Raw genomic sequence first — 23205 nt, 5'->3', positions numbered from 1 at the left:
GGCGGCCCTGGACACGTCGCCCCGGCGGCGGCTTCCGGGCTACGTCGCCTGACGTAGTCAGACGGCGGCGAGCACGGCGGCCTCGATCCGGGCCCGGTCGGCGTCGGACGGCCAGCCGCCGACCAGGTAGAACGCGTCCACCACGTCGCCGCCGAGGGTGGAGATCCGGGCGGCCCGCACCTGGGCGCCGGCCTCGTCGAGGGCGCAGGTGACCCGGTAGAGCAGCCCGGCCGCGTCGGCGGCGCGCAGCTCCAGCAGCACCGCGTCGGTGGCCGCCTCGCGGTGCCAGACCACCCGGGGCGCGGCGCCCTGGCCGCGCGCGGCGAGGGCCCGGCCGCGCAGCCGCTGGGTGACCGAGACGTCGCCGGTGACCGCGCGGCGCAGGTCGGCGCTGAGCGCGATCGGGTCGGGGGCCAGACCGTAGCGCGGCTGCACCCGGCACTGCACCAGGGCCCGGCCGTCGACCGTGGCGGCGTCCGCGGAAATCACCTCCAGCCGGTGCAGGGCCAGACAGCCGGCCACCGTGGCGAGCAGGCCCCGCCGGTCGGCCGCGGCCACCGCCACCCGGTCCTCCCCGAGGTGTACGACGGGCAGCGGCCCGGCGACCAGCGCCGGGTCAGGGGCCGGCGGGGCGGGCACCACGCCGGTGTCCAGGGCGGACCGCACCCGGGCGACCAGTTCGGCGACCAGCCGCCCCTTCCAGTCCGACCAGGCGGCCGGCCCGGTCGCCGCGGCGTCGGCCCGGACCAGGCCGTGCAGCAGCTCCAGGGTGGTGGTGTCGCCGACCCGCTCGGCGACCCCGGCGATGGTCTTCGGGTCGGAGAGGTCCCGCCGGGTGGCCACGTCGGGCAGCAGCAGGTGCAGCCGCACCAGCTTGGCGATCAGGGCCGCCTCGTCCGCGGGCAGCCCGATCCGGGCGGCCACCGCCTCGGCGAGGGGCGCGCCCACGGCGCTGTGGTCACCGGGCAGCCCCTTGCCGATGTCGTGCAGGAACGCGCCGAGCAGCAGCAGGTCGGGCCGGTCCACGTCGCGGGTGTGCCGGCTCGCCTCGTACGCGGCCTGCACCAGGTGCCGGTCGAGGGTGAACCGGTGCACCGGGTTGTGCTGGGGCAGGCTGCGGAGCCGGGTCCACTCGGGCAGCCAGCCGTCGATCAGTCCGTACCGGTCGCAGGTCTCCCAGGCGGGCACCAGGCCGGGACCGGCCCCGAGCAGGGTGATCAGCGCGGTCCGGGCGGCCGGCGGCCACGGCGCGGGCAGCGGCGGGCAGTACGCGGCCAGCCACTCGCAGGTGGCCCGGGCGATGGGCAGCCGGGTGGTGGCCGCGGCGGCTGCGATCCGCAGCGACAGGCTCGGGTCGGGGCGGGCGCCGATCGCGGCGCGGGCGAGCACCAGCTCGCCGTCCTGCTCGACCACGTCCCGGGCGACCGGGCGGCGCAGCGGCCGGCCGCCGGCGGTCCGGTGCCGGCCGGCGCGGAGCCGGTCGGCGGCCCGCCAGGCGTCGTCGAGGGCGTGGCTGACGGTCCGGGCGTCCCCGGCCACCCGGCGCAGCAGCGCGTCGCCGTCGCCGGCTTCAGCGACGGATTCGGGTCGCGGCGCGGCGTCCGACGCGCCGAGCTGAAGTTGTCGCAGGCCGAGCAGGGCAGCGACGCCGTCGCGTTCCTGGGCGACCAGCCGGTCGACCCGGCGGCCGACCTGCTGGTGCAGGGCGTCCCGGGTGTCCAGCAGCCGCCGGTGGGCGGCGTGCACGGCGGGGCGGAGGGCGTCGGTGACGCCCGCGGTCGCGATGGCCCGGAGGAGGCCGACGTCGCGCAGCCCGCCGGCGGCCTCCTTGAGGTCGCCCTCGAGGAGGAAGGCCAGCTCCCCGTGGGTCCCCCAGCGGGCGGTGGTGATCTCCCGCAGCCGGGGGAGCTGGCGGACGGCGGTCCGCCGCCAGTGGTCGGCCGCGGTGCGGACGAGCTGGTCGGCCAGGGTGGGGTCGCCGGCCACGTGACGGGCGTCGAGCAGGCCGAGGGCGACCTTCACGTCGTCCTGGGCCACGGAGAGGGCCTCGGCGACGGTGCGCACCGAGTGGTCCAGCCGCAGCCCGGCGTCCCAGATCGGATACCAGAGCGAGGCGGCCAGCTCGTCGGTGCCGGGCACCCCGGCGTGCAGCAGCACCAGGTCGAGATCGCCGTAGGGGGCGCACTGGCGGCGGCCCAGCCCGCCGACCGCGATCAGCGCGATCCCCTCCCGCCGGGGGAAGATGCCGCGCAGCCAGGCGTCCAGGGCGTCGGCCCGGGCCGCCCGCGCGTCCGCGCCGATCCCACCGGGTACGCCGGCGACCTCGTTGACCACGAGCTGCCCGTCCCCGGTGGGGCCGGTCGTCGTGGTCAACGAGGTCACGTCGGTCGGATCCGGCGTCAGAGGGCGTCGAGCCCGCGCTCGCCGGTACGGACCCGGACGACCTCCTCGACGCCGGTCACCCAGACCTTGCCGTCGCCGATCTTGCCGGTCCGGGCGGCGCCCACGATGGCGTCGACGATCTTGTCGACGTCCATCTCGTCGGTGAGCACCTCGACCCGGATCTTGGGCAGGAACTCGACCGTGTACTCGGCACCCCGGTAGACCTCGGTGTGCCCCTTCTGCCGGCCGTAGCCCTGGACCTCGCTGACGGTCAGGCCCGCCACGCCGAGGGCGTGCAGGGCCTCCTTCACCGCGTCCAGCTGGTACGGCTTGATGACCGCGGTCACCAGCTTCATGTCCAACCCCTCCATCCCAGGAACGTTAACCGGCGACCTTCTCGCTGACCGGCTCGGCGGGCTCCTCCGCCGCGTCGGTGGATTCCGGGGCCGGCCGGGCGGCGCCGATCCCGGCCATCGCGAACGCGCCCCCGCCGCTGCCGCCCGTGCTGGGCGACAGGTCGTACGCGCTCTCCGCGTGCTCGGCGACGTCGATGCCGTCGACCTCGGCCTCGGCCGCCAATCGGAAGCCGATCGTCTTTTCGATGGCGAAGGCGAGCAGCCAGGCGATGCCGCCCGACCACACGGTGACGATCAGGCCGGCCAGGGCCTGCCGGCCGAGCTGGGTCAGGCCGCCGCCGTAGAAGAGGCCGTCCGAGGCACCCACCACGTCGCTGATCGCGCCGTTGACCGAGTTGGTGGCGAAGAGGCCGAGCCACAGCGACCCGATCCAGCCGCCGACGAAGTGCACGCCCACCACGTCGAGGGAGTCGTCGTAGCCGAGCTTGTACTTCAGGCTGATGGCGAGCGCGCAGACCGCACCGGCGACGACGCCGAGCAGGACCGCCGCCCACGGGGCGACGAAGCCGCAGGCCGGCGTGATGGCGACCAGACCGGCCACGGCGCCCGAGGACGCGCCGACCATGGTCGGCCGGCCATCCTTGATCCACTCGATCGCCAGCCAGCCGAGCACCGCGGCGGCGGTCGCGAGCTGGGTGTTGAGGAAGGCCAGCCCGGCCACCGAGTCGACGGTCAGCTCCGAGCCGGCGTTGAAGCCGAACCAGCCGAACCAGAGCAGGCCGGCGCCGAGCGCGACCAGCGGGATGTTGTGCGGCTTCATGCCCTCCCGGGGCCAGCCGACCCGCCGGCCGAGCACCAGGGCGACGCCGAGCGCCGCCGCACCGGCGTTGATGTGCACCGCCGTGCCGCCGGCGAAGTCGAGCGCGTGCAGCTTGGCGCCGATGACGCCGCCGCCCCACACCCAGTGGGCGACCGGGAAGTAGACCAGGGTGGCCCAGCCGAAGGCGAAGAGCAGCCAGCCGGCGAACCGGGCCCGGTCGGAGATGGCTCCGCTGATCAGCGCGACGGTGATCACCGCGAAGACCATCTGGAACGCCATGAACACGTAGAGCGGGACCCCGATGCCGCTGGGGTTCTCCGCCGTGGCGCCCCAGAGGTCGGTCTCGGCGAGGAAGGTCTTGGTGCCGAGGTAGGCGGCGGGGTCGCCCCAGAAACCGTTGACGTCGGCCCCGAAGGCGACGCTGAAACCGTAGAACCACCACAGCACGGAGATGAGCCCGATGGCGGAGAAGCTCATCATCATCATGTTGAGCACGCCCTTGGCCCGGTTCAGGCCGCCGTAGAACAGCGCCAGGCCCGGGGTCATGAGCAGCACGAGAGCGGTCGAAACCAGCAGCCAAACGGTGTTGCCGCCGTCGATCGTCGGTGCTTCAGGCACGCTGGCCTCCTAAAGGTGAAGTCTCCTCCTTCGCGGCTTCCGGGGCAGCGTCGCCCGTACGCCGGTTGCGCGGAAGCTTGCTCGGCGGCTGTTTCCTTCACCGACACCGGTCGATTTCCGGCGCGTGACGCCTTGTTTCCGGCGTGTGACGAACGACGATCATGCCTGGAGAAAACGGAAGGAGTGGCCGTTCCGAGGAGGAACCGGCCACTCCTTTCGTCGATGCGGGGTCAGCGCAGGGCGTACTCCAGGGCGTGCCGCTCGTAGTCGAGCAGCCGCAGGTCGCGCATCGGCCGGCGCAGGTGGCCCTTGTGCACGATCCGGACGAACGCCGGCTCGCCGGCCGCGGCCATCCGCCGGATGCCCTCCACGTGGTCGACGATCCGCTTGCGGATGGTCCGGATCAGCCGGTGCCGGTCGCGCTGGATCAGCCCGTAGGCGTCGGCGAAGAGCCGCAGCCGGCGCGGCCGGTCCGGGTGCTTCCAGCCGAGGGTGATCGAGTCCCGGTCGGAGAAGATCGGCACCCAGGTCCAGGCCGCGTACGCCACGTCGTAGATCCGGGCACCGGGCGAGGCCAGGTCGAAGTCGATCAGCCCGAGGGTGCCGTCGGGCCGCCAGATCACGTTGTGCGGGGCGGCGTCGTGGTGGCAGATCACCTCGGTGTCCGGCGGGGGCGGGCCGAACGAGCGCCAGACCGCCCCGGGCGGCGGGGTGAAGCCGTACTGGGCGTCGTGGAACATCCGCAGCATGGTCGCCACAGTGACCAGGGCCTCGTCGGTGACCCAGTGCGGAGCCAGCGGATATTCTCCGCACTCCCCCTCCAGGTACGACAGGACCTCCCGGTTGCGCTCGTCCATGCCCAGGGCGCGGGGCGCGCCGGTGAAGCCGACGTATTCCAGGTGCCGCAGCAGCGAGTGCACCGAGGGGGTCCACGGGCCGGCGTTGCGCCGGACGGTGTCGCCCACCCGGACCACGGTGCTCACGTTCCCGCCGTGCAGCGGGATCTCCTGCGAAGTCACGTATGGTCTCCCGAGGCGCGGCGACGGGTGGCTGGGGTCGCGCCACCCCGCGTAGGCGCGATCGTCAGTCGTCACGTCGAGGCTACGCGTCCCGGACGAGCGGCTCATTGCCGAGCAGCGCGTCGACGAACTGCGCCGGGTCGAACGGGGCCAGGTCGTCCGGGCCCTCGCCGAGGCCGACCAGCTTCACCGGGATGCCCAGCTTGCGCTGCACGGCGATCACGATGCCGCCCTTGGCGGTCCCGTCGAGCTTGGTCAGCACCACGCCGGTCACGTTGACCACCTCGGTGAAGACCCGGGCCTGCTCCAGGCCGTTCTGGCCGGTGGTGGCGTCGAGCACCAGCAGGGTCTCGTCGATCGGGCCGTGCTTCTCCACCACCCGCTTGACCTTGCCCAGCTCGTCCATGAGGCCGACCTTGTTCTGCAGCCGGCCGGCGGTGTCCACCAGCACGGTGTCGACGGCCGTGTCGATGCCCCGCTTGACCGCGTCGAAGGCGACGCTGGCCGGGTCGGCGGCCTCGGGGCCGCGGACGGTCTCCGCGCCCACCCGGCCGCCCCAGGTCTCCAGCTGGTCCGCGGCGGCGGCCCGGAAGGTGTCGGCCGCGCCGAGCAGCACGGTCCGGCCGTCCGCGATGAGCACCCGGGCGATCTTGCCGCAGGTGGTGGTCTTGCCGGCGCCGTTGACCCCGACCACCAGCAGCACCGCCGGCACACCCTCCTTGGGAGCGGTCTTCAGCGACCGGTCCAGGGTCGGGTCGAGCGCGTTGACCAGCTCGGCGGCGAGCAGCGTGCGCAGCTCGTCGACCGACCGGGTGCCCAGCACCCGGGTCTGCTCGCGCAGCCGGTCGACGATCTCGCGGGTCGAGTCGATGCCGACGTCGGCGGTGATCAGGCTGTCCTCGATCTCCTCCCAGGTGTCCTCGTCGAGGCGGTCCCGGCTGAGCAGGCCGAGCAGGCCCTTGCCGAAGACGTTCTGCGAGCGGGACAGCCGGGAGCGCAGCCGGACCAGCCGGCCGGCGGTGGGCTCGGGGACCTCGATGGTGGGCAGCGGCGGCGCCTCGACCACCGGCGGCGGCTCGACCAGCACGCCGGTGCGCAGGTCCGACTCCGCGGCTTCGACCGGCGGCCCGGCCAGGTCCTCCTCGGCCCGGGTGTCGACCTCCGTCTCCGGCAGCGGCGGCTCGGGGCGCCGGCGCAGCTTCGGCACCACGAGGCTGAGGCCGCCGAGGATCAGCACGGCGAGCAGGGCCAGTGCGACGAGGAGGTATTCCTTCATGCCCGAAATCCTGTCAGATGGCGGCGGCGGCGTCCCACTCACCGCCTCGGCACGTGAACGAGCTGCGGGTACGCTCGCGGCTGGAAGGCGTACCGCAACCGCCGGCCGGGTAGGGAAAGGCTTGATGATCTTCGTCGGAGGTGCGCCGTGACCAGTTCCCGTCTGCTCATCGGCCCGCTGCTGCGACGGGTCGTCGGCACGCGGGCCACCGTCTGGGTGGAGACCAGCGCCCCCGCGGTGGTCACCGTCCGCACGGCCGGCGGGGCCACCGGCAGCTCGCCCACCTTCTCGGCGTACGACCACCACTACGCGATCGTGGTGGTGTCGGGGCTCACCCCGGAGAGCAGCACCACCTACGAGGTGCTGATCGACGACGAGGTGGCCTGGCCGATTCCCGACAGCGGCTTCCCGGCCAGCGTGATCCGGACCCGGGCGGCCGACGACCGGGACCAGCCGGTGTCCCTGCTCTTCGGCTCCTGCCGGGAGACCACCCAGCACGCCACCGCGCGCAAACTGCCTCCGGACGCGCTGGACGCGTACGCCCGGCGGCTGATCGCCGCCCCGGACCCGGACGCCCTGCCCGACCTGCTGGTGCTCCTCGGCGACCAGGTCTACGCGGACGAGACCTCGCCGACCGTGCGGCGGCTGCTCAAGCGGCGCCGGCGCCGCCCGAAGGGCGCCCCGGCCACACAGGTGGTCAGCTTCGACGAGTACACCAAGCTCTACCTGGAGTCCTGGCGCGACCCGGAGATCCGCTGGCTGCTCTCCACGGTGCCGAGCGTGATGATCTTCGACGACCACGAGGTCATCGACGACTGGAACACCTCGGCGTCCTGGCGGGCGGACATGCGTGCGCAGCCCTGGTGGGCCGAGCGGATCCGCAGCGGGCTGGCCTCCTACTGGGTCTACCAGCACCTGGGCAACCTGGCCCCGGACGAGATCGCCGCCGACCCGGTCTACGCCAAGGTGATGGCCGCCGAGGACGCCACGGGCGTGCTGCACGAGTTCGGCGAGCGGGTGGACTCCGAGGCTGACGTGGCGCACGACACCGAGCGCTGGCGGGCCGTGCAGTACCAGTGGAGCTACGCGCTGGACCTGGGGCGGACCCGCCTGGTCATGCTGGACAACCGCTCCAGCCGGGTGCTCGAGTCCGGCAACCGGGCCATGCTGCCGCCGGGCGAGTGGTCCTGGTTCCTGGACCGGGCGCACGGCGTCTACGACCACCTGGTGGTCGGGGCCTCGCTGCCCTGGTTGCTCCCGCCCGGCATCCACCACGTGGAGTCCTGGAACGAGAAGCTGGCCGACTCCGGCCGGCCCTGGGTGGCGACGCTCGCCGAGCAGATGCGCCGAGCCTTGGACCTGGAGCACTGGGCCTCGTTCCGGCGCTCCTTCGAGGCGCTCGGCGAGTTGTTCGCCCGGCTGGGCAGCGGCACCGCGCCGCGCGAGGGGGCGCGGGTCGGCGCCGGCCCGGCATACTCGCGGCCGGCCTCGATCAGCGTGCTCTCCGGGGACGTGCACCACTCGTACGTGGCCCGGGCCCGGTTCGCCGACCGGAGCGTGCGCACCCCGGTGCACCAGCTCACCTGCTCCCCCATCCACAACCAGGTGCCGGCCGGGATGCGCCCGCTCATGCGGCTCGGCTGGAACCCGGGGCCGGCCGGCGCCGCCCGGGCGCTGGCCCGCTCGGCCGGGGTACGCCGCCCGCTGGTGCGGTGGCGGAAGCTGGCCGGGCCGTACTTCGGCAACGCGGTGGCCACGCTGACCCACCGGGGCCGGGAGGCCGACGTGGTGATCGAGGGCACCACCAGCGACGGGCACCTGCGCACGGTGGCGCGCCAGCGGCTCAGCGACGAGGTGTGAGTACCCTCTCAGCGTGGACGAGACCCTGCGCGCCGTGGAGCACGAACTGACCGCGCTGCTGCGGCGCGGGCGCGCGCTGTCCTGGGAGATCGCCCGCGAGGTCCATCCCAACCTGGAGCCGAACGCCTACGGGCTACTGCTCTGGCTCCGCCGGTCCGGCTCGATCCGGCTCACCGACCTGGCCGCCAAGCTGGGCATCGGCAAGGGCACGCTGAGCCGGCAGATCGGCGGCCTGGAGGCGCTGGGCCTGGTCCGGCGTGACCCGGACCCGACCGACCGGCGGGCCGCTCAGCTCAGCCTCACCGAGGAGGGCACCCGCCGGTTCGACGCGGCGCGGGCGGCCCGACTCGGACAGATCACGCGGTCGCTGGAATCCTGGCCGAAACAGGACGTCGAGGACTTCGCCCGGCTGATGCACCGGTTCAACGAGACCTTCTGACCGGGTCCGCCCGGAATAAGACCTGCGCCACGTGCGGTTGTTGCTTGAGGCAACCAAGCCATACGGTTGCCCGGAGCAACTTTTTCCTCGTCCTATCCGGAGGCATTCCACGATGACGCAGGCGACAGCGCCCACCCGGGCGACCGCCGTCGACATGTCCCACCGGCAGATCCTGGAGGCACTCTCCGGCCTGCTGCTGGGCATGTTCGTCGCGATCCTCTCCTCCACGGTCGTCTCGAACGCGCTGCCGCGGATCATCACCGAGCTGCACGGCGGCCAGTCCGCGTACACCTGGGTGGTCACCTCGACGCTGCTGGCGACCACGGCGACCACCCCGATCTGGGGCAAGCTGGCCGACCTGACCAGCAAGAAGATTCTGGTCCAGCTCGCCCTGACGATCTTCGTGCTGGGCTCGGTGCTGGCCGGTCTCTCCCAGTCCACCGGCCAGCTCATCGCCTGCCGGGTGCTCCAGGGCGTCGGCGCGGGCGGCCTCACCGCTCTGGCCCAGGTGATCATGGCGACGATGATCACCCCGCGCGAGCGGGGCCGGTACAGCGGCTACCTTGGCGCCGTGATGGCCGTCGGCACCATCGGCGGCCCGCTGATCGGCGGCGTCATCGTCGACACCGACTGGCTCGGCTGGCGCTGGTGCTTCTACGTGGGCGTGCCGTTCGCCGCCCTCGCCCTGGTCGTGCTCCAGAAGACCCTGCACCTGCCGGTGGTCAAGCGCGAAGCGAAGATCGACTGGTGGGGCGCCACCCTGATCACCGCGGCCGTCTCGCTGCTGCTGATCTGGGTCACCCTGGCCGGCGACAAGTACGCCTGGATGTCCTGGCAGAGCGCCGTCATGGTCGCCGGCGCCGTGCTGCTCGGCGCGCTCGCCCTCCGGGTGGAGAACCGGGCCGCCGAGCCGATGATCCCGCCGCGTCTGTTCCGCAACCGCACCATCACCCTCGCCGTGATCGCCAGCATCGCGGTCGGCGTGGGCATGTTCGGCGCCTCGGTCTTCCTGGGCCAGTACTTCCAGATCAGCCGCGGCGAGAGCCCGACCATGTCCGGCCTGATGACCCTGCCGATGATCATCGGCCTGCTGGTCGCCTCCACCGTGGTCGGCAGGATCATCACCAACACCGGCCGCTGGAAGCGCTACCTGGTCACCGGCTCGGCGCTGCTCACCGCCGGGTTCGCGCTCATGGGCACCATGCGGGCGGACACCCCGTACTGGCGGCTCGCCGTGTTCATGGCGCTGATCGGCCTCGGCCTGGGCATGACCATGCAGAACCTCGTCCTCGCCGTGCAGAACACCGTCGGCCCGCACGAGCTCGGCGCGGCCAGCTCGGTGGTGGCCTTCTTCCGCAGCCTGGGCGGCGCCATCGGGGTGAGCGCGCTCGGCGCGATCCTCGGCCACAAGGTCAAGGACTACCTCGCCGAAGGGCTGGCCGGTCTCGGCATCCCGGCGTCCGGCTCGGGCAGCGGCGGTACCCTCCCGAACGTGCACACCCTGCCCGCACCGATCCGCGCGGTCGTCGAGGCCGCGTACGGGCACGGCGCCGGGGACATCTTCCTGGCCGCCGCCCCGTTCGGGCTGATCGCGCTGCTCGCGGTGGTCTTCATCAAGGAGGTGCCGCTGCGCCGGACCAACGGCGACGCGATCTCCGACGAGGTCGAGCGGGAGTCGACCGTCGCGGCCGGCGGTGGCGCCGCGGTGGTACGCACGGGCGGACGGGACTGACCCGATGAGCGCCCCCGAGCGTGACAAGTACGGCCCCGAGGCCCGGCCGCTGCCGTTCGAACGCGGCACGGACGGGCCCCGGGTGGTGCTGGTCGGTGTGGACGGCAGCCGCACCTCGCTGCGCGCCGGCTCGTACGCGGCCGGGCTGGCCCGCCGGCAGGGCGCCGGTCTGGTGGTGGTCTTCGTCAGCTCACCGGCCCCCTACGCCGGGATCATGTCCGGGGTGGTGGCCGGGGCGGTCCAGCAGACCCACGACGAGCTGGCCGCCGAGCTGCGCGAGGAGTGCCGGCGCGGCGCGGAGGAGCTGGGCCTGCCGGTGACCTTCCTGTGCCGGCACGGCGACGCGTACGCCGAGCTGTCCAAGGCGGCCGACGAGCACCGGGCCGACCTGGTGGTGGTCGGGTCGTCCGAGCAGGCCGGCCACAAGCTGGTCGGCTCGGTCGCCACCCGGCTGGTCCGCGCCGGCCGCTGGCCGGTCGTGGTGGTGCCCTGAAATCCGGTCGCGGCTGTCGTACCCGGGCCGGAGGATGACCGGATGACCTGGAGAGCACCCGAGATCGACCGCAGCCACGAGCCCTACGTCGGTGACGAGCGCACCATGCTGGAAGGCTGGCTCGACTACCACCGCGACACCCTGCTGCACAAGTGCGCCGGCCTGACCGCCGAGCAGCTCCGGACGGCGAGCGTCGAGCCGTCCAGCCTGACCCTGCTCGGGCTGGTCCGGCACCTGGCCGACGTGGAGCGCTGGTGGTTCCGGATCCGCGCCGCCGGGGAGGACATCCGCGGCCTCTACGACGGCGACGAGGACCCGGACGCGGATTTGAACGCCGTGGCCGACGCCGACCCGGCGGAGACCTTCGCCGTCTTCCGGGCCGAGGTCGAGGCGGCCCGCAAGGCCGCCGCCGGCCTGTCGCTGGACCACACCTTCCGGCGCCCCCGCCGCGACGGCACCGCCGACGAGATGAACGTCCGCTGGGTCTACGTGCACATGATCGAGGAGTACGCCCGGCACAACGGCCACGCCGACCTGATCCGCGAGCGCATCGACGGCGTCACCGGCGACTGAACTCCCGGCGCGGCGAGGTGGCCGGTGTCTCGGCCGAGCGGACCGCCACCGCGGCGGCGGGCCGGCTCAGTAGGCCAGCGCGGCGCGCAGGTAGCGCAGGTCGGCCGCGCCGCTCCAGCGGTGCGCGGAGAGCCCGGCCACCCGGGCGCCGGCCACGGCACGGTCCTCGTCGTCGACGAAGAGCACCCGGGCCGGCGGGGTCCTCAGCGCCTCGCAGGCCGCCTGGAAGTACTCCTTCGCCGGCTTGTGCACCCCGATCACCGAGGAGTTGACCACCACGTCCAGTTCGTCGGTGAGGTCCAGCGCGGCCAGGTCGGCGTCGAGCACGTCGGTGGCGTTGGTGCCGAGCCCGACCCGGACGCCGCCGGCCCGGACCTCCCGGATGAAGGCCAGCACGTCGGGGTCTACCTCACCCCGGTAGCGCTGCCACGCGTCCACCGCGGCGCGGGCCCGGACCGGGTCGCCGACCGAGGGGGTGAGCGCGTCGGCCACGCTGGTCATCCATTCGGCGTGGCTGACGGTGCCGGTGAGCACAGGCTTGAGCAGCCCCCAGGACATGGCGATCTCGCCGAGGACGCCCTCGCTCAGCCCGTACTCCCGCTCGACCCGGGCGGCGACCGCCGGGTCCCAGCGGCGCAGCACGCCGTCGAAGTCCACCAAGAGCGCCGTGGCGCGTTCCCGACTCACTCGCTGTCTTCCTGCCCCTCGTCGTCGGCCCGGTTGAGCCGCTGGCTGATCACCTGGGTGACCCCGCTGCGCATGGTCACGCCGTAGAGCGCGTCGGCGATCTCCATGGTCCGCTTCTGGTGCGTGATCACGATGAGCTGGCTCTTCTCCCGGAGCTGGGCCAGCAGCGTGATCAGGCGGCCCAGATTGACGTCGTCGAGGGCCGCCTCCACCTCGTCCATGATGTAGAACGGACTGGGTCGCGCGCGGAAGATCGCCACAAGCATGGCCACCGCGGTCAGCGACCGCTCTCCGCCGGAGAGCAGGGAGAGCCGCTTGATCTTCTTGCCGGGCGGCCGAGCCTCGACCTCGACGCCGGTGGTGAGCAGATCCTCCGGGTCGGTGAGCACCAGCCGACCCTCGCCGCCGGGGAAGAGCACGGTGAACACCTGCTCGAACTCCCGCGCCGTGTCCTCGAACGCGCTGGCGAAGACCTCCAGGATCCGGTCGTCGACGTCCTTGACCACGGTGAGCAGGTCCCGGCGGGTGGCCTTGAGGTCCTCCAGCTGCTCGGAGAGGAACTTGAAGCGCTCCTCCAGCGCGGCGAACTCCTCCAGGGCCAGCGGGTTGACCTTGCCGAGCAGGGCCAGCTCCCGCTCCGCCTTGGCGGCCCGCTTCTCCTGCACCGGCCGCTCATAGCGGACCGGATCGGGCACCGGCGTGCCGTCCTTCTCCGCCGCCGCGAGATCCGCGTCGGTGGGTGGGACGAGCTGGTCCGGGCCGTACTCGGCGATCAGGGTGGCCACGTCGAGGCCGAAGTCCTCGGCCGCCTTCGCCTCCAGCTGCTCGATGCGCAGCCGCTGCTCGGCGCGGGCCACCTCGTCCCGGTGCACCTGGCTGGTCAGCCGCTCCAGCTCGGCGCCGAGCCGCTTGGCCGCGCCGCGTACCTCGGAGAGCTCGGCCTCGCGGGCGGCGCGCTCGCGGGCGACCTCGTCGCGGTGCTCCTCGGCGCGGGCCAGGGACACGGTGAGCCGGGTGAGCGCCTCGCGGGCGCCGCCGACCACGGCCCGGGCGATCTCCGCGCCGCGGGTGCGGGCCGCGCGCCGGGCCGCCGCGCGCTCCCGCGCGGCCCGCTCGGCGTTCGCCTGCCGGGCGAGGGAGTCGGCCCGGCCGGCGATCGAGGAGACCCGCTCCTCGGCGGTACGCACGGCGAGCCGGACCTCCATCTCGTTCTGCCGGGCCTGCGGCACCATGGCGGCGAGCTGGTCGCGTTCCTCGGTGGACGGTTCGGCGTCGAGCGGGGTGACCTCGGCCAGCCGGAGCCGCTCCTCCAGCTCGGCGAGGGCCGTCAGGTCGCGTTCCCGCGCCGCCTCCGCGCGGGCCCGGGACTCGCCGAGCCGGTCGGTCTCCGCCTTGGCCGAGCGGGCGGCCGCGCCCAGCTCGGCGAGGCGGCGGGAGGCGGCGTTGCGGTGGCTCTCCGCCTCCCGTTTCGCGGCGGCGGCGTGCTGCACGGCCTCCTTGGCCGTGGCCACCTCGGCGCGCGCCTCGACCAGTTGCTCGCGCAGCTCGGCGCTGGCGCGCTCGGCGGTGGCCCGGTTGGCCCGGGCCTCCTCGACGGCGGCCTGCACCTCGATGTAGCTGGGCGCCTTGGCCGACCCGCCGGCCGCCGCGTACGCCCCGACCACGTCGCCGTCGGGGGTGACCGCGCGCAGCTCCGGGTTGCCGGCGACCAGTTCGGCCGCGGCCGCGAGGTCGTCGACCAGCACCACGTCGCGCAGCGCCCGGTGCACCGCCGGGCGGATCTCGGCGGAGCACTCCACCAGGTCGGGGGCCCAGCGGGCGCCGTCGGGCAGCTTCGGGCGCAGCGCGTCGGCGGAGCCGGCCATGCCGGGGCCGGCGGGGCTGCCGACCAGCAGACCGGCCCGGCCGGCGTCGGAGATCTTGAGTAGCCGCATGGCCTCGACGGCCTCGTCCACCCCGCTGACCGCGACCGCGTCGGCGAGCCCGCCGAGCGCCGCGGCGAGCGCCGCCTCGTTGCCCGGGGCGACGGTGAGCAGCCCGGAGAGGCTGCCGAGCAGGCCGGGCACCTGGTCGGCGCGGGCCAGCAGCGCGCCCGCGCCGTCCTTGCGGCGCAGGCCGAGGGCGAGCGCCTCCTCACGGGCCTTCCAGGTGGCGGCGTCCTTCTCGGCGGCTCGCTCGGCGTCGGCGAGGCTGCGCACGGCGGCCTGGGCCTGCTCGTGCACGGCGACCGTCTCGGCGTGCCGGGCGTCCAGGTCGGCGTTGTCCCGGTCGGCCTCGGTGGACTGCTCGGCGACCGCGTCGAGTTCGGCCTGGGCCTTCTCGGCGCGGGCGAGGGCGTCGGTGTGCGCGGCGGCGAGCCGTTCGATCTCCTCGCCGGCGCTGGTGGTCCGGGCCCGGGCGGAGTTGACCTGACCGGTCAGTCGGGCCAGCCCCTCCCGCCGGTCGGCGATGGCCTTGGCCGCGGCGACCAGTTCCCGCTCCGCGGCGGCGAGCTGCCGTTCCAGCTCCTGCCGGTGCTCGACCGCCTCGGCGAGCCGGATCTGGTCCTCGGTGAGCGCCGCGCGTAGCTCCTCCTCCTGCTCGCGGACCCGCCGGGACTCGGCCTCCAGCTGGTCCGGGTCACGGCCGGGGCGCTCGTCGTCGCCGGTGGCGCTGAGGTGCCGCAGCCGTTCCCGGGCGAGCTGCTCGATGGAGCGGAACCGCTCCTGGAGCGCGGAGAGCTTGTACCAGGTGTCCTGGGCCGCGGCGAGCAACGGGGCGTCCTCGGCGAGCGCCGCCTCCAGCTCGCCGAGGCGGCCCTGCACCTCGCCGTGTTCGGCCTCGATCTGCTCGCGCCGCTCGCGCAGCGCGGTCTCGTCGGCGATCTCCCGGTCCAGTGTGGTGCGCAGGGTGTGCAGGTCGTCGGCGAGCAGCCGCAGCCGGGCGTCGCGCAGGTTGGCCTGGATGGCGGCGGCCCGGCGGGCCACCTCGGCCTGCCGGCCCAGCGGCTTGAGCTGGCGGCGCAGCTCGGCGGTGAGGTCGGTGAGCCGGTTGAGGTTGGTCTGCATCGCGTCCAGCTTCCGCAGCGCCTTCTCCTTGCGCTTGCGGTGCTTGAGGACGCCGGCCGCCTCCTCGATGAACGCCCGCCGGTCCTCCGGCTTGGCGTGCAGCATGCCGTCGAGCCGGCCCTGCCCGACGATGATGTGCATCTCCCGGCCGATGCCGGAGTCGGAGAGCAGCTCCTGGATGTCGAGCAGGCGGCAGGAGTCGCCGTTGATCTCGTACTCGCTCTCGCCGGAGCGGAACATCCGGCGGGTGATGGAGACCTCGGTGTACTCGATCGGCAGCGCGCCGTCGGTGTTGTCGATGGTGAGGGTGACCTCGGCCCGGCCGAGCGGCGCCCGGCCGGCGGTGCCGGCGAAGATGACGTCCTCCATCTTGCCGCCGCGCAGCGCCTTGGCGCCCTGCTCGCCGAGCACCCAGGCGATGGCGTCGACGACGTTGGACTTGCCGGAGCCGTTCGGGCCCACCACGCAGGTGATCCCGGGCTCCAGCTTCAGCGTCGTCGCGGAGGCGAAGGACTTGAAGCCCCTCACCGTCAGGCTCTTGAGATGCACCTTCTCGATCCTCGTCCGGTGGCCGCCGTACCGTCGCCGGCTGCGCGGACCTGGTGAACCCGCAGACTAACCCGCGGGCGGGGAGAGCCTGGTACGCGACCCACCCGGTGCCGGAGCTGTCCGGGTTTCCGGCGATGTGGCGCATGCCACGGGAAAGTGCAAGATCATAATTGCGGGACGCAATTCCGGGACGGCCCGCAAGATCGCGGAATGCGGTCCGGAAAACAAAAAGCTGCGCGCCGGCACTGGGTGTCGGCGCGCGTTTTCTGTGTGGTGCGATTCAGTTTTCCGACAACCGGAGATCAGGTCAGAGCGGGCTCGGCCAGTCGGAGGAGGTCGTCAGCCTCCGCCGCAGCCGCCGCAAGCCGATCGTTGTCGGCGCGCAGACGCGTGATCTCGAACTCCAGTGCCTGAACCCTGGAACGCAGTCGGGTGACCTCGTCGAGCAGACGCCGGTCGGGCGCTGCACCTACGTGGCCGTAGAGGGCCTTCGCCATGCTGACTCCTTGATATGCGCTGCCGGAAAGGCCGGCCAACGCGCGCCCATGATGTTCGCGGCTGCCATCCCCGCGAAATCCGGGCATGGCTGGGCGCGACTGGCGACACCTATATATTGAGCCGAACCCCCCTCCTTCGTCAAGTTCCCGCAGGCCGTAGATCATCTCCACGTCCACCGGTCCACTTGTCGGGGGGTTGCCACAAGGCGCGGACACGCTCTGTCCGGACGCCTTTACTGTACGCCCGGGAATGTGTGAACGCCTCACCCTTGCTGTCTGGTTCCCCTTAACTCTTTCTTAGCCACGTTGCCGCAGCTCGCGCCGCGACCGTAGCGTCACCCCGGCCCGCAACCGACCCGTGGAGGGGACAGGCGTGTATCGCTGGACCGACCCGATCGACCCGGATGGCGTTCCCCGCCGCCCCGAGCCGCCGACCGACGAGGGACCGGCCTGGCTCACCGACCGGCCCGAGCCGCGGTCGTCGTACCTCTTCGGGGACGAGCCGGGGCAGCCCGGCCCGGACTGGACCGAGGCGCCCACCGGGGTCTGGCGGGCCGACGCGCGGGCCACCCCTTGGCGGGACGACCCCACTCCCGAGCGCGGCCACCTCCCCGAAGCCGGCGCCGGGACGCCCGGGTGGGCCGACGCCGGGCGGTACGCCGACGCCGACCGGACCGGGTACTCCCCGGCCGTCGAGCCACCGGCGTACGGCCCGGCGGCCCACCCGGTCGGGCCGATGTCCCCCTACGAGCGGGCCGCCGGCTGGCACCCGGAGGAGCGGGCCACCGCCGCCTGGCAGCCGGTCGCCGACGAGCACCCCGCCGCCGCGTGGCCGCCGGTCGCCGACCAGCAGACGACGGGCTCCTGGCAGCCGGTCGCGGACGAGCGGCCGGCGGGCGCCTGGCAGCCGGCGACCGACGCCCAGACGGACGACACCGGCCGGCACCGGCAGCGGCGCCGCCTGCCGCGTCCCCTCCTCATCGGTGGGGCCGCCGCCGCGGCGACCCTCGTGGTGAGCCTGGGCGTGGGCGCCCTGGTGCTGCCCGGCGGTGACGAGCCGACCGAGCGGACCTCCGCCGACGCCCCGGTGGCCGCCGCGCCGCTCGCGTCCGACGGCACCGAGGCGTTCCCCGGCGATGCGCTCGCCCCGGACTCGGCCAGCCCCACGGCCGCGCCGACCAGCGCCAAGCCGAGCCCGACGAAGAAGCCGACCCCGAAGCCGAGCCGGACCACCGCGCCGTCCCGGCAACTGTCGCGGAGCACGGCGCCGAGCAGCACCGGCGCCAACACGACCTCGACCAAGGGCATCAGCGCCGAGCTGCGGGAGGTCGTCGAGCTGGTCAACCAAGAGCGGGCCAAGGCCGGCTGCAAGGCGCTGACCATCGACGACAAGCTGATGCTCGCCGCCCAGCGGCACAGCCAGGACCAGGCCGACCACAAGACCATGTCGCACGACGGCAGCGACGGCAGCGACGTGGGCGACCGGCTCGACCGGGTCGGCTACGCCTGGCGGTCGTACGGCGAGAACGTGGCCTGGAACCAGCAGAGCCCGGCCGCGGTGATGGACGCCTGGATGAACTCCTCGGGCCACCGGGCGAACATCCTGAACTGCTCGTTCACCGAGATCGGCGTGGGCGTGGCGCGCAGCAACGGGCCGTACTGGACGCAGGACTTCGGCACCCCGCGCTGAGCGTGGCGCGTCGTCACCGGGCCCGCGCTCGTTGACCCGGTGAGGTACGCCGGGGACGCCTGAGCCGTGCCGGCCCGGTGGCCGGCGCACCGGGGCCGCCGGAGACGTACCGGCAGGGGGCGGGGTGCCGCCCGCGACCCGGGAGCTGTCGATGCGGATCCGGCCGGCGTGGGCCGTGTCGCCCCGGCCGGTCCGCGTCCGCCGACGTGGGCCGCGCCGGGGCGTGGCGGTGTTGCTGACGGTGCTGCTGCTCGCCCCGATGCCGGCCTGCCGTGAGCCGCTCGTCCCGCCCGGGGCACCCACCCCGTGGCCGGCCGCACAGGCCGGGCACTGGCAGTGGCAGTGGCAGCTCACCGGCCGGCTGGACGTCACCGTCGAGGCCGACGTCTTCCTGCTCGACCCGGTGCGGACCACCTCCGGCGAGACCGCCGCGCTGCGCGCCCGCAACCGCCGCCTGGTCTGCCAGGTCCGGGTCGGCACGTACGCGGCCACCGACCCGGACGCCAGCCGCTTCCCGGCGGCGGTACGCGGGGCGGCGGTGCCGGGCCGGCCCGGCAGCCGGTGGCTGGACGTCCGCCGGTGGGACTCGCTGGAGCCGGTGCTGGCCGACCGGCTGCGGCTCTGCCGGGGCAAGGGCTTCGGCGCGGCGGCGTTCGACGACGCCGACGGCTACCTCCACCGCTCCGGCTTCCCGCTCTCCTTCGACGACCAGTTGCTGTTCAACCGGCGGCTGGCCGCCCTGGCCCGGCGGCTGGAGCTCTCCCCCGGGCTGGTCGACGACCTGCCGCAGGTGGCGGCGCTCGCTCCCGACTTCGACTTCGCGGTGAACCAGGAGTGCGTCCGCCGCGGCGGGTGCGACAAGCTGCTCCCCTTCACCGACGAGCAGAAGCCGGTCTTCCACGTGGAATACACCGGCGACCCGGCACGGTTCTGCGTCACCACGGTCGGCTACGGCTTCGCCTCCATTCTCAAGGACCGCAAACTCGACGCCTGGCGCGAACCCTGCACGCTGTCCTGAACCACCCGCCGACGCTGCGGAAGCCGGCGGGGGCCGGGGAACGGCGCGGTGCGCGTACCCCTCAGGCATCGACGCCGCCCCCGGCCCGGGTGGGCGGGGGCGGCGTCGTGGGGAGCGGCGGCGGTCAGCCGGGGGCGCCGCCGGTGACCGGCGCGGGGGCGCCGGCACCGCGCTGCCCCGGGATGCCGGCGTGCTCGGCGCTGAGCGGGGTGGCGAGGTCCTCCAGGGACTTCCCCTCGGCCTTGACGCCGAGGGTCAGTTCCACCAGACCGCCGATGATCATGACGATGGCGCCGACGACGAAGGCGACCACGGTGTCGCCGACCTTGCCGGTGCCGACCAGCTTGGCGAAGAGCAGCGGGCCGGTGATGCCGCCGGCGGCCGTGCCGAGCGCGTAGAAGAACGCGATGGCCATGGCCCGGGTCTCCATCGGGAAGATCTCGCTGACCGTCAGGTACGCGGCGCTGGCGCCGGCCGAGGCGAAGAAGAGCACCACGCACCAGCAGGCGGTCATGGTCACCGCGTTGAGCACGCCCGAGTGGAACAGCCAGGCGGTGCCGAGCAGCAGCACGCCCGAGCCGATGTACGAGCCGGCGATCATCGGCACCCGGCCGACGGTGTCGAAGAGGCGGCCCAGCAGCAGCGGGCCGAGCAGGTTGCCGACCGCGATCACCGCGAAGTAGTAGCCGCTGTTGCCCGGCGGGACCTCGAAGAAGGTCTGCAGGATCTGGGCGAAGCCGAAGGTGATCGCGTTGTAGAGGAACGCCTGCCCGATGAAGAGGGCGAAGCCGAGCGTGGCGCGCTTGGGGTAGCGGGCGAACAGGGTCTTCGCGATCTCCAGGAAGTTGGTGCTCTTCCGCTGCCTGATCTCGATCCAGTTGTCGGCCTCGGTGAGCTCCTTGCCGGTCTCCCGCTTCACCTCGGCCTCGACCGAGTCGACCAGATGGTTCGCCTCGTCGGCCCGCCCGTGGATGAACAGCCAGCGTGGGCTCTCCGGGACGTGCCGGCGGACCAGCAGAATCACCACGCCGAGCACCGCGCCCAGACCGAAGGCGACCCGCCAGCCGAGGTTGGTCGGCAGTCCGTTGAGCAGCGGCACGGTCAGCAACGCGCCGAGCGCCGCGCCGAGCCAGAAGGTGCCGTTGATGATGATGTCGATCCGGCCGCGGTGCCGCGCCGGGATCAGCTCGTCGATCGCCGAGTTGATGGCCGCGTACTCGCCGCCGATGCCCATGCCGGTGAGGAACCGGAACAGGAAGAACCACCAGGTGTCGAAGGAGAGCGCGGTCAGCGCGGTGGCGACCAGGTAGAGCCCGAGGGTTAGCAGGAACAGCTTCTTGCGGCCGAACCGGTCGGTGAGCCAGCCGAAGAAGAGCGCGCCGGTGCAGGCGCCGGCCACGTAGAGCGCGGCGGCCAGGCCGGTGACCTGGCTCTGGGTGATGCTCAGGCCGCTGCCCGGCTCGGCCAGCTTGCCGGACAGGTTGCCGACGATGGTCACCTCGAGGCCGTCGAGGATCCACACCGTGCCGAGGCCGATCACGATCATCCAGTGCCAGCGGGACCACGGCAGCCGGTCCAGGCGGGCCGGGACGTTGGTCCGTACGGTGCCGGTCCGCACGTCGGTGCTCATGACGCGCTCCGGAGGGCTGCGAGGGCCGGGGCGCGACGACGGGCCGCCGGCGTGAGCTGTTCGTCCATGGCCGCCCACATGCCCCGCCCCCGCGTCGATTAATCCTGCCGTGACGCCCCGGTCACACGACGAAGGGCGGGCCGGATCGGCCCGCCCTCCCCCGTTCCCCCGTCAGCGCGCGCCGACCAGCTCCGGGGCCGGCGCGGGCGGCTCGGCGGGCGGGGTCGCCGCCCGGCCGCGCAGGAACCGCGGCGCCCACCAGTTCGCGTCGCCCAGCAGGGTCATCAACGAGGGCAGCACCACCGCCCGGATGATCGTGGCGTCCAGCAGGATCGCCGCGGCCAGCCCGATGCCGAGCTGCTTGAAGTCGATGGTGCTCAGCGTCGCGAAGATCGAGAAGACCCCGACCATGACGATCGCCGCGCTGGTCACCACCCCCGCCGAGGAGGTGATCCCGTACGCCACCGCGTCCTTGTTCGACATCCCCTGGCGGATCCCCTCGCGGATCCGGCTGACCACGAAGACGTGGTAGTCCATGGAGAGCCCGAACAGGACCACGAACAGGAACATCGGCAGCCAGGTGACGATCGCGTCCATCGAGGTGAAGCCGAGCAGCCCCTCCGCCCAGTCGCCCTGGAAGACCAGCACCAGCAGGCCGTACGCGGCACCCGCGGAGAGCAGGTTCAGCAGGATCGAGGTGAGCGCCACCACCACCGACCGGAACGTCCAGGCCATCACCAGGAAGGTCAGCGCCAGCACGAAGGCCGCCACCAGGGGCAGCTTCGCCCAGATGTGGTCCGCGTAGTCCTCGCTGGCCGCCACCCCGCCGCCGACCGCGTACTCGACGCCGGGGATGCCGCCCAGCGCGGCCGGCACCAGGTCCCGGCGCAGCTCGTGCAGGGAGCGGGACGCCTCGTCGGTGCGGCTGGCGTACGGCGTGGCCACCTCCAGCACCGACACCCGCCGGTCGGCCGACACCTGGATCTTCGGGCCGTCCCCCTCGGCCGGCGCGAAGAGCGGGTCGGCGGCGGCCCGGTCGGCCAGCCCGGTCAGCGCGGCCCGCACCCGGTCGGCCTGCTCGGCCGGCGCCCGCACCGCCACGGTGTGGCTGGTGCCGTTGCTCGGGAAGGCCGCGGTGAGCCGGTCGTACGCCTGCATGGCCGCCGTGGTGCGGGGCACGTCCTCCATGCCGGGGAACTTCAGCTTCATGCCCAGCGCCGGGGCGGCCAGGGCCAGCAGCAGCCCGACCGAGACCACCAGGGTGGCCAGCGGCGCGCGCAGCGCGGGCTTCAGCACGGCCGGCCAGAACCGGGGCCGGGCCGGCTGGCCGTGCCGCCCGACGCGCGGCGCGGTGAGCCGCCACAGCAGCGGCACCCGGGGCCGGTCGACCCAGCGGCCCAGCTTGGCCAGGAGCGCCGGCAGCACGGTCAGCGAACCGATCACCGCGACCGCGACCACCAGGATCGAGCCGACGGCGAGCGACGAGAAGATGGCGTCCTGGGCGAGCAGCAGCCCGGCCATCGAGATGATCACGGCGGTGCCGGAGACCACCACGGCGTGCCCGGAGGTCTCCGCCGCGATCTCCACCGCGTCGAGCCCGGAGCGGCCCTTGGCCCGCTCCTCGCGTTCGCGCCGGACGTAGAAGAGCGAGTAGTCCACGCCGACCGCCATGCCGATCAGCAGGATCACGCTGGCCGTGGTGTCGGTGGCCGGCACCAGGTGCGAGGCGAGGGTGGAGAGCCCCATGGCCGCGGCCACCGAGGAGAGCGCGAGCAGCACCGGCACGCCGGCCGCGATCAGCGCGCCGAACGCGATGATCAGGATGGCCAGGGTGACCGGCAGGCTGAGCAGTTCCGCCCGCTTGAAGTCCTTGCCGAGAGTGTCGTCGAGCGCCTGGCCGATCGACGGGCCGCCGACCTGCTCGACCCGCAGCGCCGGGTGCGCCTCCTGGACCTTCGCGGTGGTGTCGCGCAGCGGCTGCACCCGGTCGGAGGCGGTCTCCGGGTCGCCCGACATGGTGATCGGCACGAGCACCGCGTTGCCGTCCCGGGACGGCATCGGCGCCCCCACCGAGGTCACCCCGTCGACCTGCCGCAGCCGGGCCGCCGCGTCGTCGGCCGCGGCCTTCGCGGCGGCCGGGTCGAGCGTGCCCGAGCGGGGCGTGATCAGCACGTTCTCGGTGGCCGGCTCGTGGAAGCCACCGCTGTCGACGATCAGCTGGGCCCGCCCGAACTCGCCGATCGCCTGGTCGTCGTCGGTCGCCTCGTTGAGGCCGGCGGCGTTGCCGCCGACGAAGCACACCGCCACGAACACCACCCAGAGCGCGATGGCCCGCCACGGATGCTCCGCACTCCACCGTGCCAGCCGCACGGTCACCGGTCGCCTGCCCATACCTGGGATCCCCTCCAGACGTCGGCCCTGTGCCGACGTCTGCTGACGCTAGGGAGCAGGCCGGGCGCCGGCATCGGGGAACGGCCCCGGCTCGTCCCCCATCCGGTCGGCTCCAACCGGGCGGCCGG

17 protein-coding genes are annotated in these 23205 nt (G+C 73.6%); 7 read left to right on the top strand and 10 right to left on the bottom strand.

The window, feature by feature from the left end; translation table 11 throughout:
• Window positions 1–57 precede the first annotated feature (57 nt).
• The 5 genes from AB0F68_RS15925 to ftsY form a co-directional block, all read right to left on the bottom strand.
• Window positions 58–2382: a [protein-PII] uridylyltransferase gene (locus AB0F68_RS15925; protein WP_357338030.1), complete on the bottom strand. Its 2325-nt coding sequence runs from the start codon at window positions 2380–2382 to the stop codon at window positions 58–60.
• Between the two features lie 17 nt (window positions 2383–2399).
• Window positions 2400–2738: a P-II family nitrogen regulator gene (locus tag AB0F68_RS15920; RefSeq protein WP_013284578.1), complete on the bottom strand. Its 339-nt coding sequence runs from the start codon at window positions 2736–2738 to the stop codon at window positions 2400–2402.
• A 25-nt stretch (window positions 2739–2763) separates the two neighbouring features.
• Complete coding sequence (locus AB0F68_RS15915; RefSeq protein WP_357338028.1) at window positions 2764–4176, bottom strand: ammonium transporter; 1413 nt, start codon at window positions 4174–4176, stop codon at window positions 2764–2766.
• 230 nt (window positions 4177–4406) lie between these two features.
• On the bottom strand, window positions 4407–5303 hold the full coding sequence (locus tag AB0F68_RS15910) for an aminoglycoside phosphotransferase family protein (protein ID WP_357338026.1): 897 nt from the start codon (window positions 5301–5303) through the stop codon (window positions 4407–4409).
• Window positions 5278–6471: a signal recognition particle-docking protein FtsY gene (gene ftsY / locus AB0F68_RS15905; RefSeq protein WP_357338023.1), complete on the bottom strand. Its 1194-nt coding sequence runs from the start codon at window positions 6469–6471 to the stop codon at window positions 5278–5280. The genes AB0F68_RS15910 and ftsY overlap by 26 nt, the downstream gene beginning before the upstream one ends.
• A 147-nt stretch (window positions 6472–6618) precedes the next feature.
• Here ftsY and AB0F68_RS15900 point away from each other — a divergent pair, with 147 nt between their 5' ends.
• The 5 genes from AB0F68_RS15900 to AB0F68_RS15880 all read left to right on the top strand — a co-directional run bounded on the left by AB0F68_RS15900 (window position 6619) and on the right by AB0F68_RS15880 (window position 11568).
• Entirely contained in the window at window positions 6619–8331 is a 1713-nt protein-coding gene (locus AB0F68_RS15900) for an alkaline phosphatase D family protein (RefSeq protein ID WP_357338021.1), read from the top strand.
• 13 nt (window positions 8332–8344) lie between these two features.
• Window positions 8345–8770 carry a MarR family transcriptional regulator gene (locus tag AB0F68_RS15895; RefSeq protein ID WP_355640453.1) on the top strand — a complete coding sequence of 142 codons (426 nt, stop codon included), beginning with the start codon at window positions 8345–8347 and terminating at the stop codon, window positions 8768–8770.
• A gap of 112 nt (window positions 8771–8882) precedes the next feature.
• The gene (locus AB0F68_RS15890; protein WP_357338019.1) at window positions 8883–10502 is read left to right on the top strand and encodes an MDR family MFS transporter; all 1620 of its coding nucleotides are present in this window, start codon (window positions 8883–8885) and stop codon (window positions 10500–10502) included.
• A gap of 4 nt (window positions 10503–10506) precedes the next feature.
• A complete protein-coding gene (locus AB0F68_RS15885; protein WP_357338017.1) occupies window positions 10507–10995 on the top strand; it encodes a universal stress protein in 489 nt (162 codons plus the stop codon).
• A 42-nt stretch (window positions 10996–11037) separates the two neighbouring features.
• Window positions 11038–11568, top strand: coding sequence for a DinB family protein (locus AB0F68_RS15880; protein ID WP_357338015.1), 531 nt, complete (start codon window positions 11038–11040; stop codon window positions 11566–11568).
• 66 nt (window positions 11569–11634) lie between these two features.
• Here AB0F68_RS15880 and AB0F68_RS15875 read toward each other — a convergent pair whose 3' ends face one another.
• The 3 genes from AB0F68_RS15875 to AB0F68_RS15865 form a co-directional block, all read right to left on the bottom strand.
• Complete coding sequence (locus AB0F68_RS15875; RefSeq protein WP_357338013.1) at window positions 11635–12255, bottom strand: HAD-IA family hydrolase; 621 nt, start codon at window positions 12253–12255, stop codon at window positions 11635–11637.
• Window positions 12252–15851, bottom strand: coding sequence for a chromosome segregation protein SMC (gene smc / locus AB0F68_RS15870; RefSeq protein WP_357338010.1), 3600 nt, complete (start codon window positions 15849–15851; stop codon window positions 12252–12254). The genes AB0F68_RS15875 and smc overlap by 4 nt, the downstream gene beginning before the upstream one ends.
• Before the next feature lie 302 nt (window positions 15852–16153).
• Window positions 16154–16348 carry a hypothetical protein gene (locus AB0F68_RS15865; RefSeq protein WP_030487463.1) on the bottom strand — a complete coding sequence of 65 codons (195 nt, stop codon included), beginning with the start codon at window positions 16346–16348 and terminating at the stop codon, window positions 16154–16156.
• A gap of 373 nt (window positions 16349–16721) precedes the next feature.
• On the opposite strand from AB0F68_RS15865, the gene AB0F68_RS15860 reads away from it, so the two are divergent.
• Entirely contained in the window at window positions 16722–18038 is a 1317-nt protein-coding gene (locus AB0F68_RS15860; RefSeq protein ID WP_357338007.1) for a CAP domain-containing protein, read from the top strand.
• 124 nt (window positions 18039–18162) lie between these two features.
• Window positions 18163–19056, top strand: a complete 894-nt coding sequence (locus tag AB0F68_RS15855) for an endo alpha-1,4 polygalactosaminidase (protein ID WP_357338005.1) — start codon at window positions 18163–18165, stop codon at window positions 19054–19056.
• 124 nt (window positions 19057–19180) lie between these two features.
• Here the strand turns inward: AB0F68_RS15855 and AB0F68_RS15850 are convergent, their stop codons facing one another.
• Together AB0F68_RS15850 and AB0F68_RS15845 are read right to left on the bottom strand one after the other, a co-directional pair.
• Window positions 19181–20686, bottom strand: coding sequence for an MFS transporter (locus tag AB0F68_RS15850; RefSeq protein WP_357338002.1), 1506 nt, complete (start codon window positions 20684–20686; stop codon window positions 19181–19183).
• Window positions 20687–20857: 171 nt separating this feature from the next.
• Complete coding sequence (locus AB0F68_RS15845; protein WP_357338000.1) at window positions 20858–23077, bottom strand: MMPL family transporter; 2220 nt, start codon at window positions 23075–23077, stop codon at window positions 20858–20860.
• Window positions 23078–23205 lie beyond the last annotated feature (128 nt).

It is taken from the genome of Micromonospora sp. NPDC023966 (genome assembly GCF_040639095.1).
Lineage (GTDB): Bacteria > Actinomycetota > Actinomycetes > Mycobacteriales > Micromonosporaceae > Micromonospora.
The sequence above is the reverse complement of the archived record's forward strand: the minus strand, read 5'-3'. Positions and strand labels throughout refer to the sequence as shown.

What these genes read in the sequence shown, in the direction of transcription:
- AB0F68_RS15885 (WP_357338017.1), top strand. Translation starts at nt 10,507, where the DNA reads ATGAGCGCCCCCGAGCGTGACAAGTACGGCCCCGAGGCCCGGCCGCTG.
- AB0F68_RS15920 (WP_013284578.1), bottom strand. Translation starts at nt 2,738, where the DNA reads ATGAAGCTGGTGACCGCGGTCATCAAGCCGTACCAGCTGGACGCGGTG.
- AB0F68_RS15850 (WP_357338002.1), bottom strand. Translation starts at nt 20,686, where the DNA reads ATGAGCACCGACGTGCGGACCGGCACCGTACGGACCAACGTCCCGGCC.
- ftsY (WP_357338023.1), bottom strand. Translation starts at nt 6,471, where the DNA reads ATGAAGGAATACCTCCTCGTCGCACTGGCCCTGCTCGCCGTGCTGATC.
- AB0F68_RS15890 (WP_357338019.1), top strand. Translation starts at nt 8,883, where the DNA reads ATGACGCAGGCGACAGCGCCCACCCGGGCGACCGCCGTCGACATGTCC.
- AB0F68_RS15865 (WP_030487463.1), bottom strand. Translation starts at nt 16,348, where the DNA reads ATGGCGAAGGCCCTCTACGGCCACGTAGGTGCAGCGCCCGACCGGCGT.
- AB0F68_RS15880 (WP_357338015.1), top strand. Translation starts at nt 11,038, where the DNA reads ATGACCTGGAGAGCACCCGAGATCGACCGCAGCCACGAGCCCTACGTC.
- AB0F68_RS15845 (WP_357338000.1), bottom strand. Translation starts at nt 23,077, where the DNA reads ATGGGCAGGCGACCGGTGACCGTGCGGCTGGCACGGTGGAGTGCGGAG.
- AB0F68_RS15910 (WP_357338026.1), bottom strand. Translation starts at nt 5,303, where the DNA reads ATGAGCCGCTCGTCCGGGACGCGTAGCCTCGACGTGACGACTGACGAT.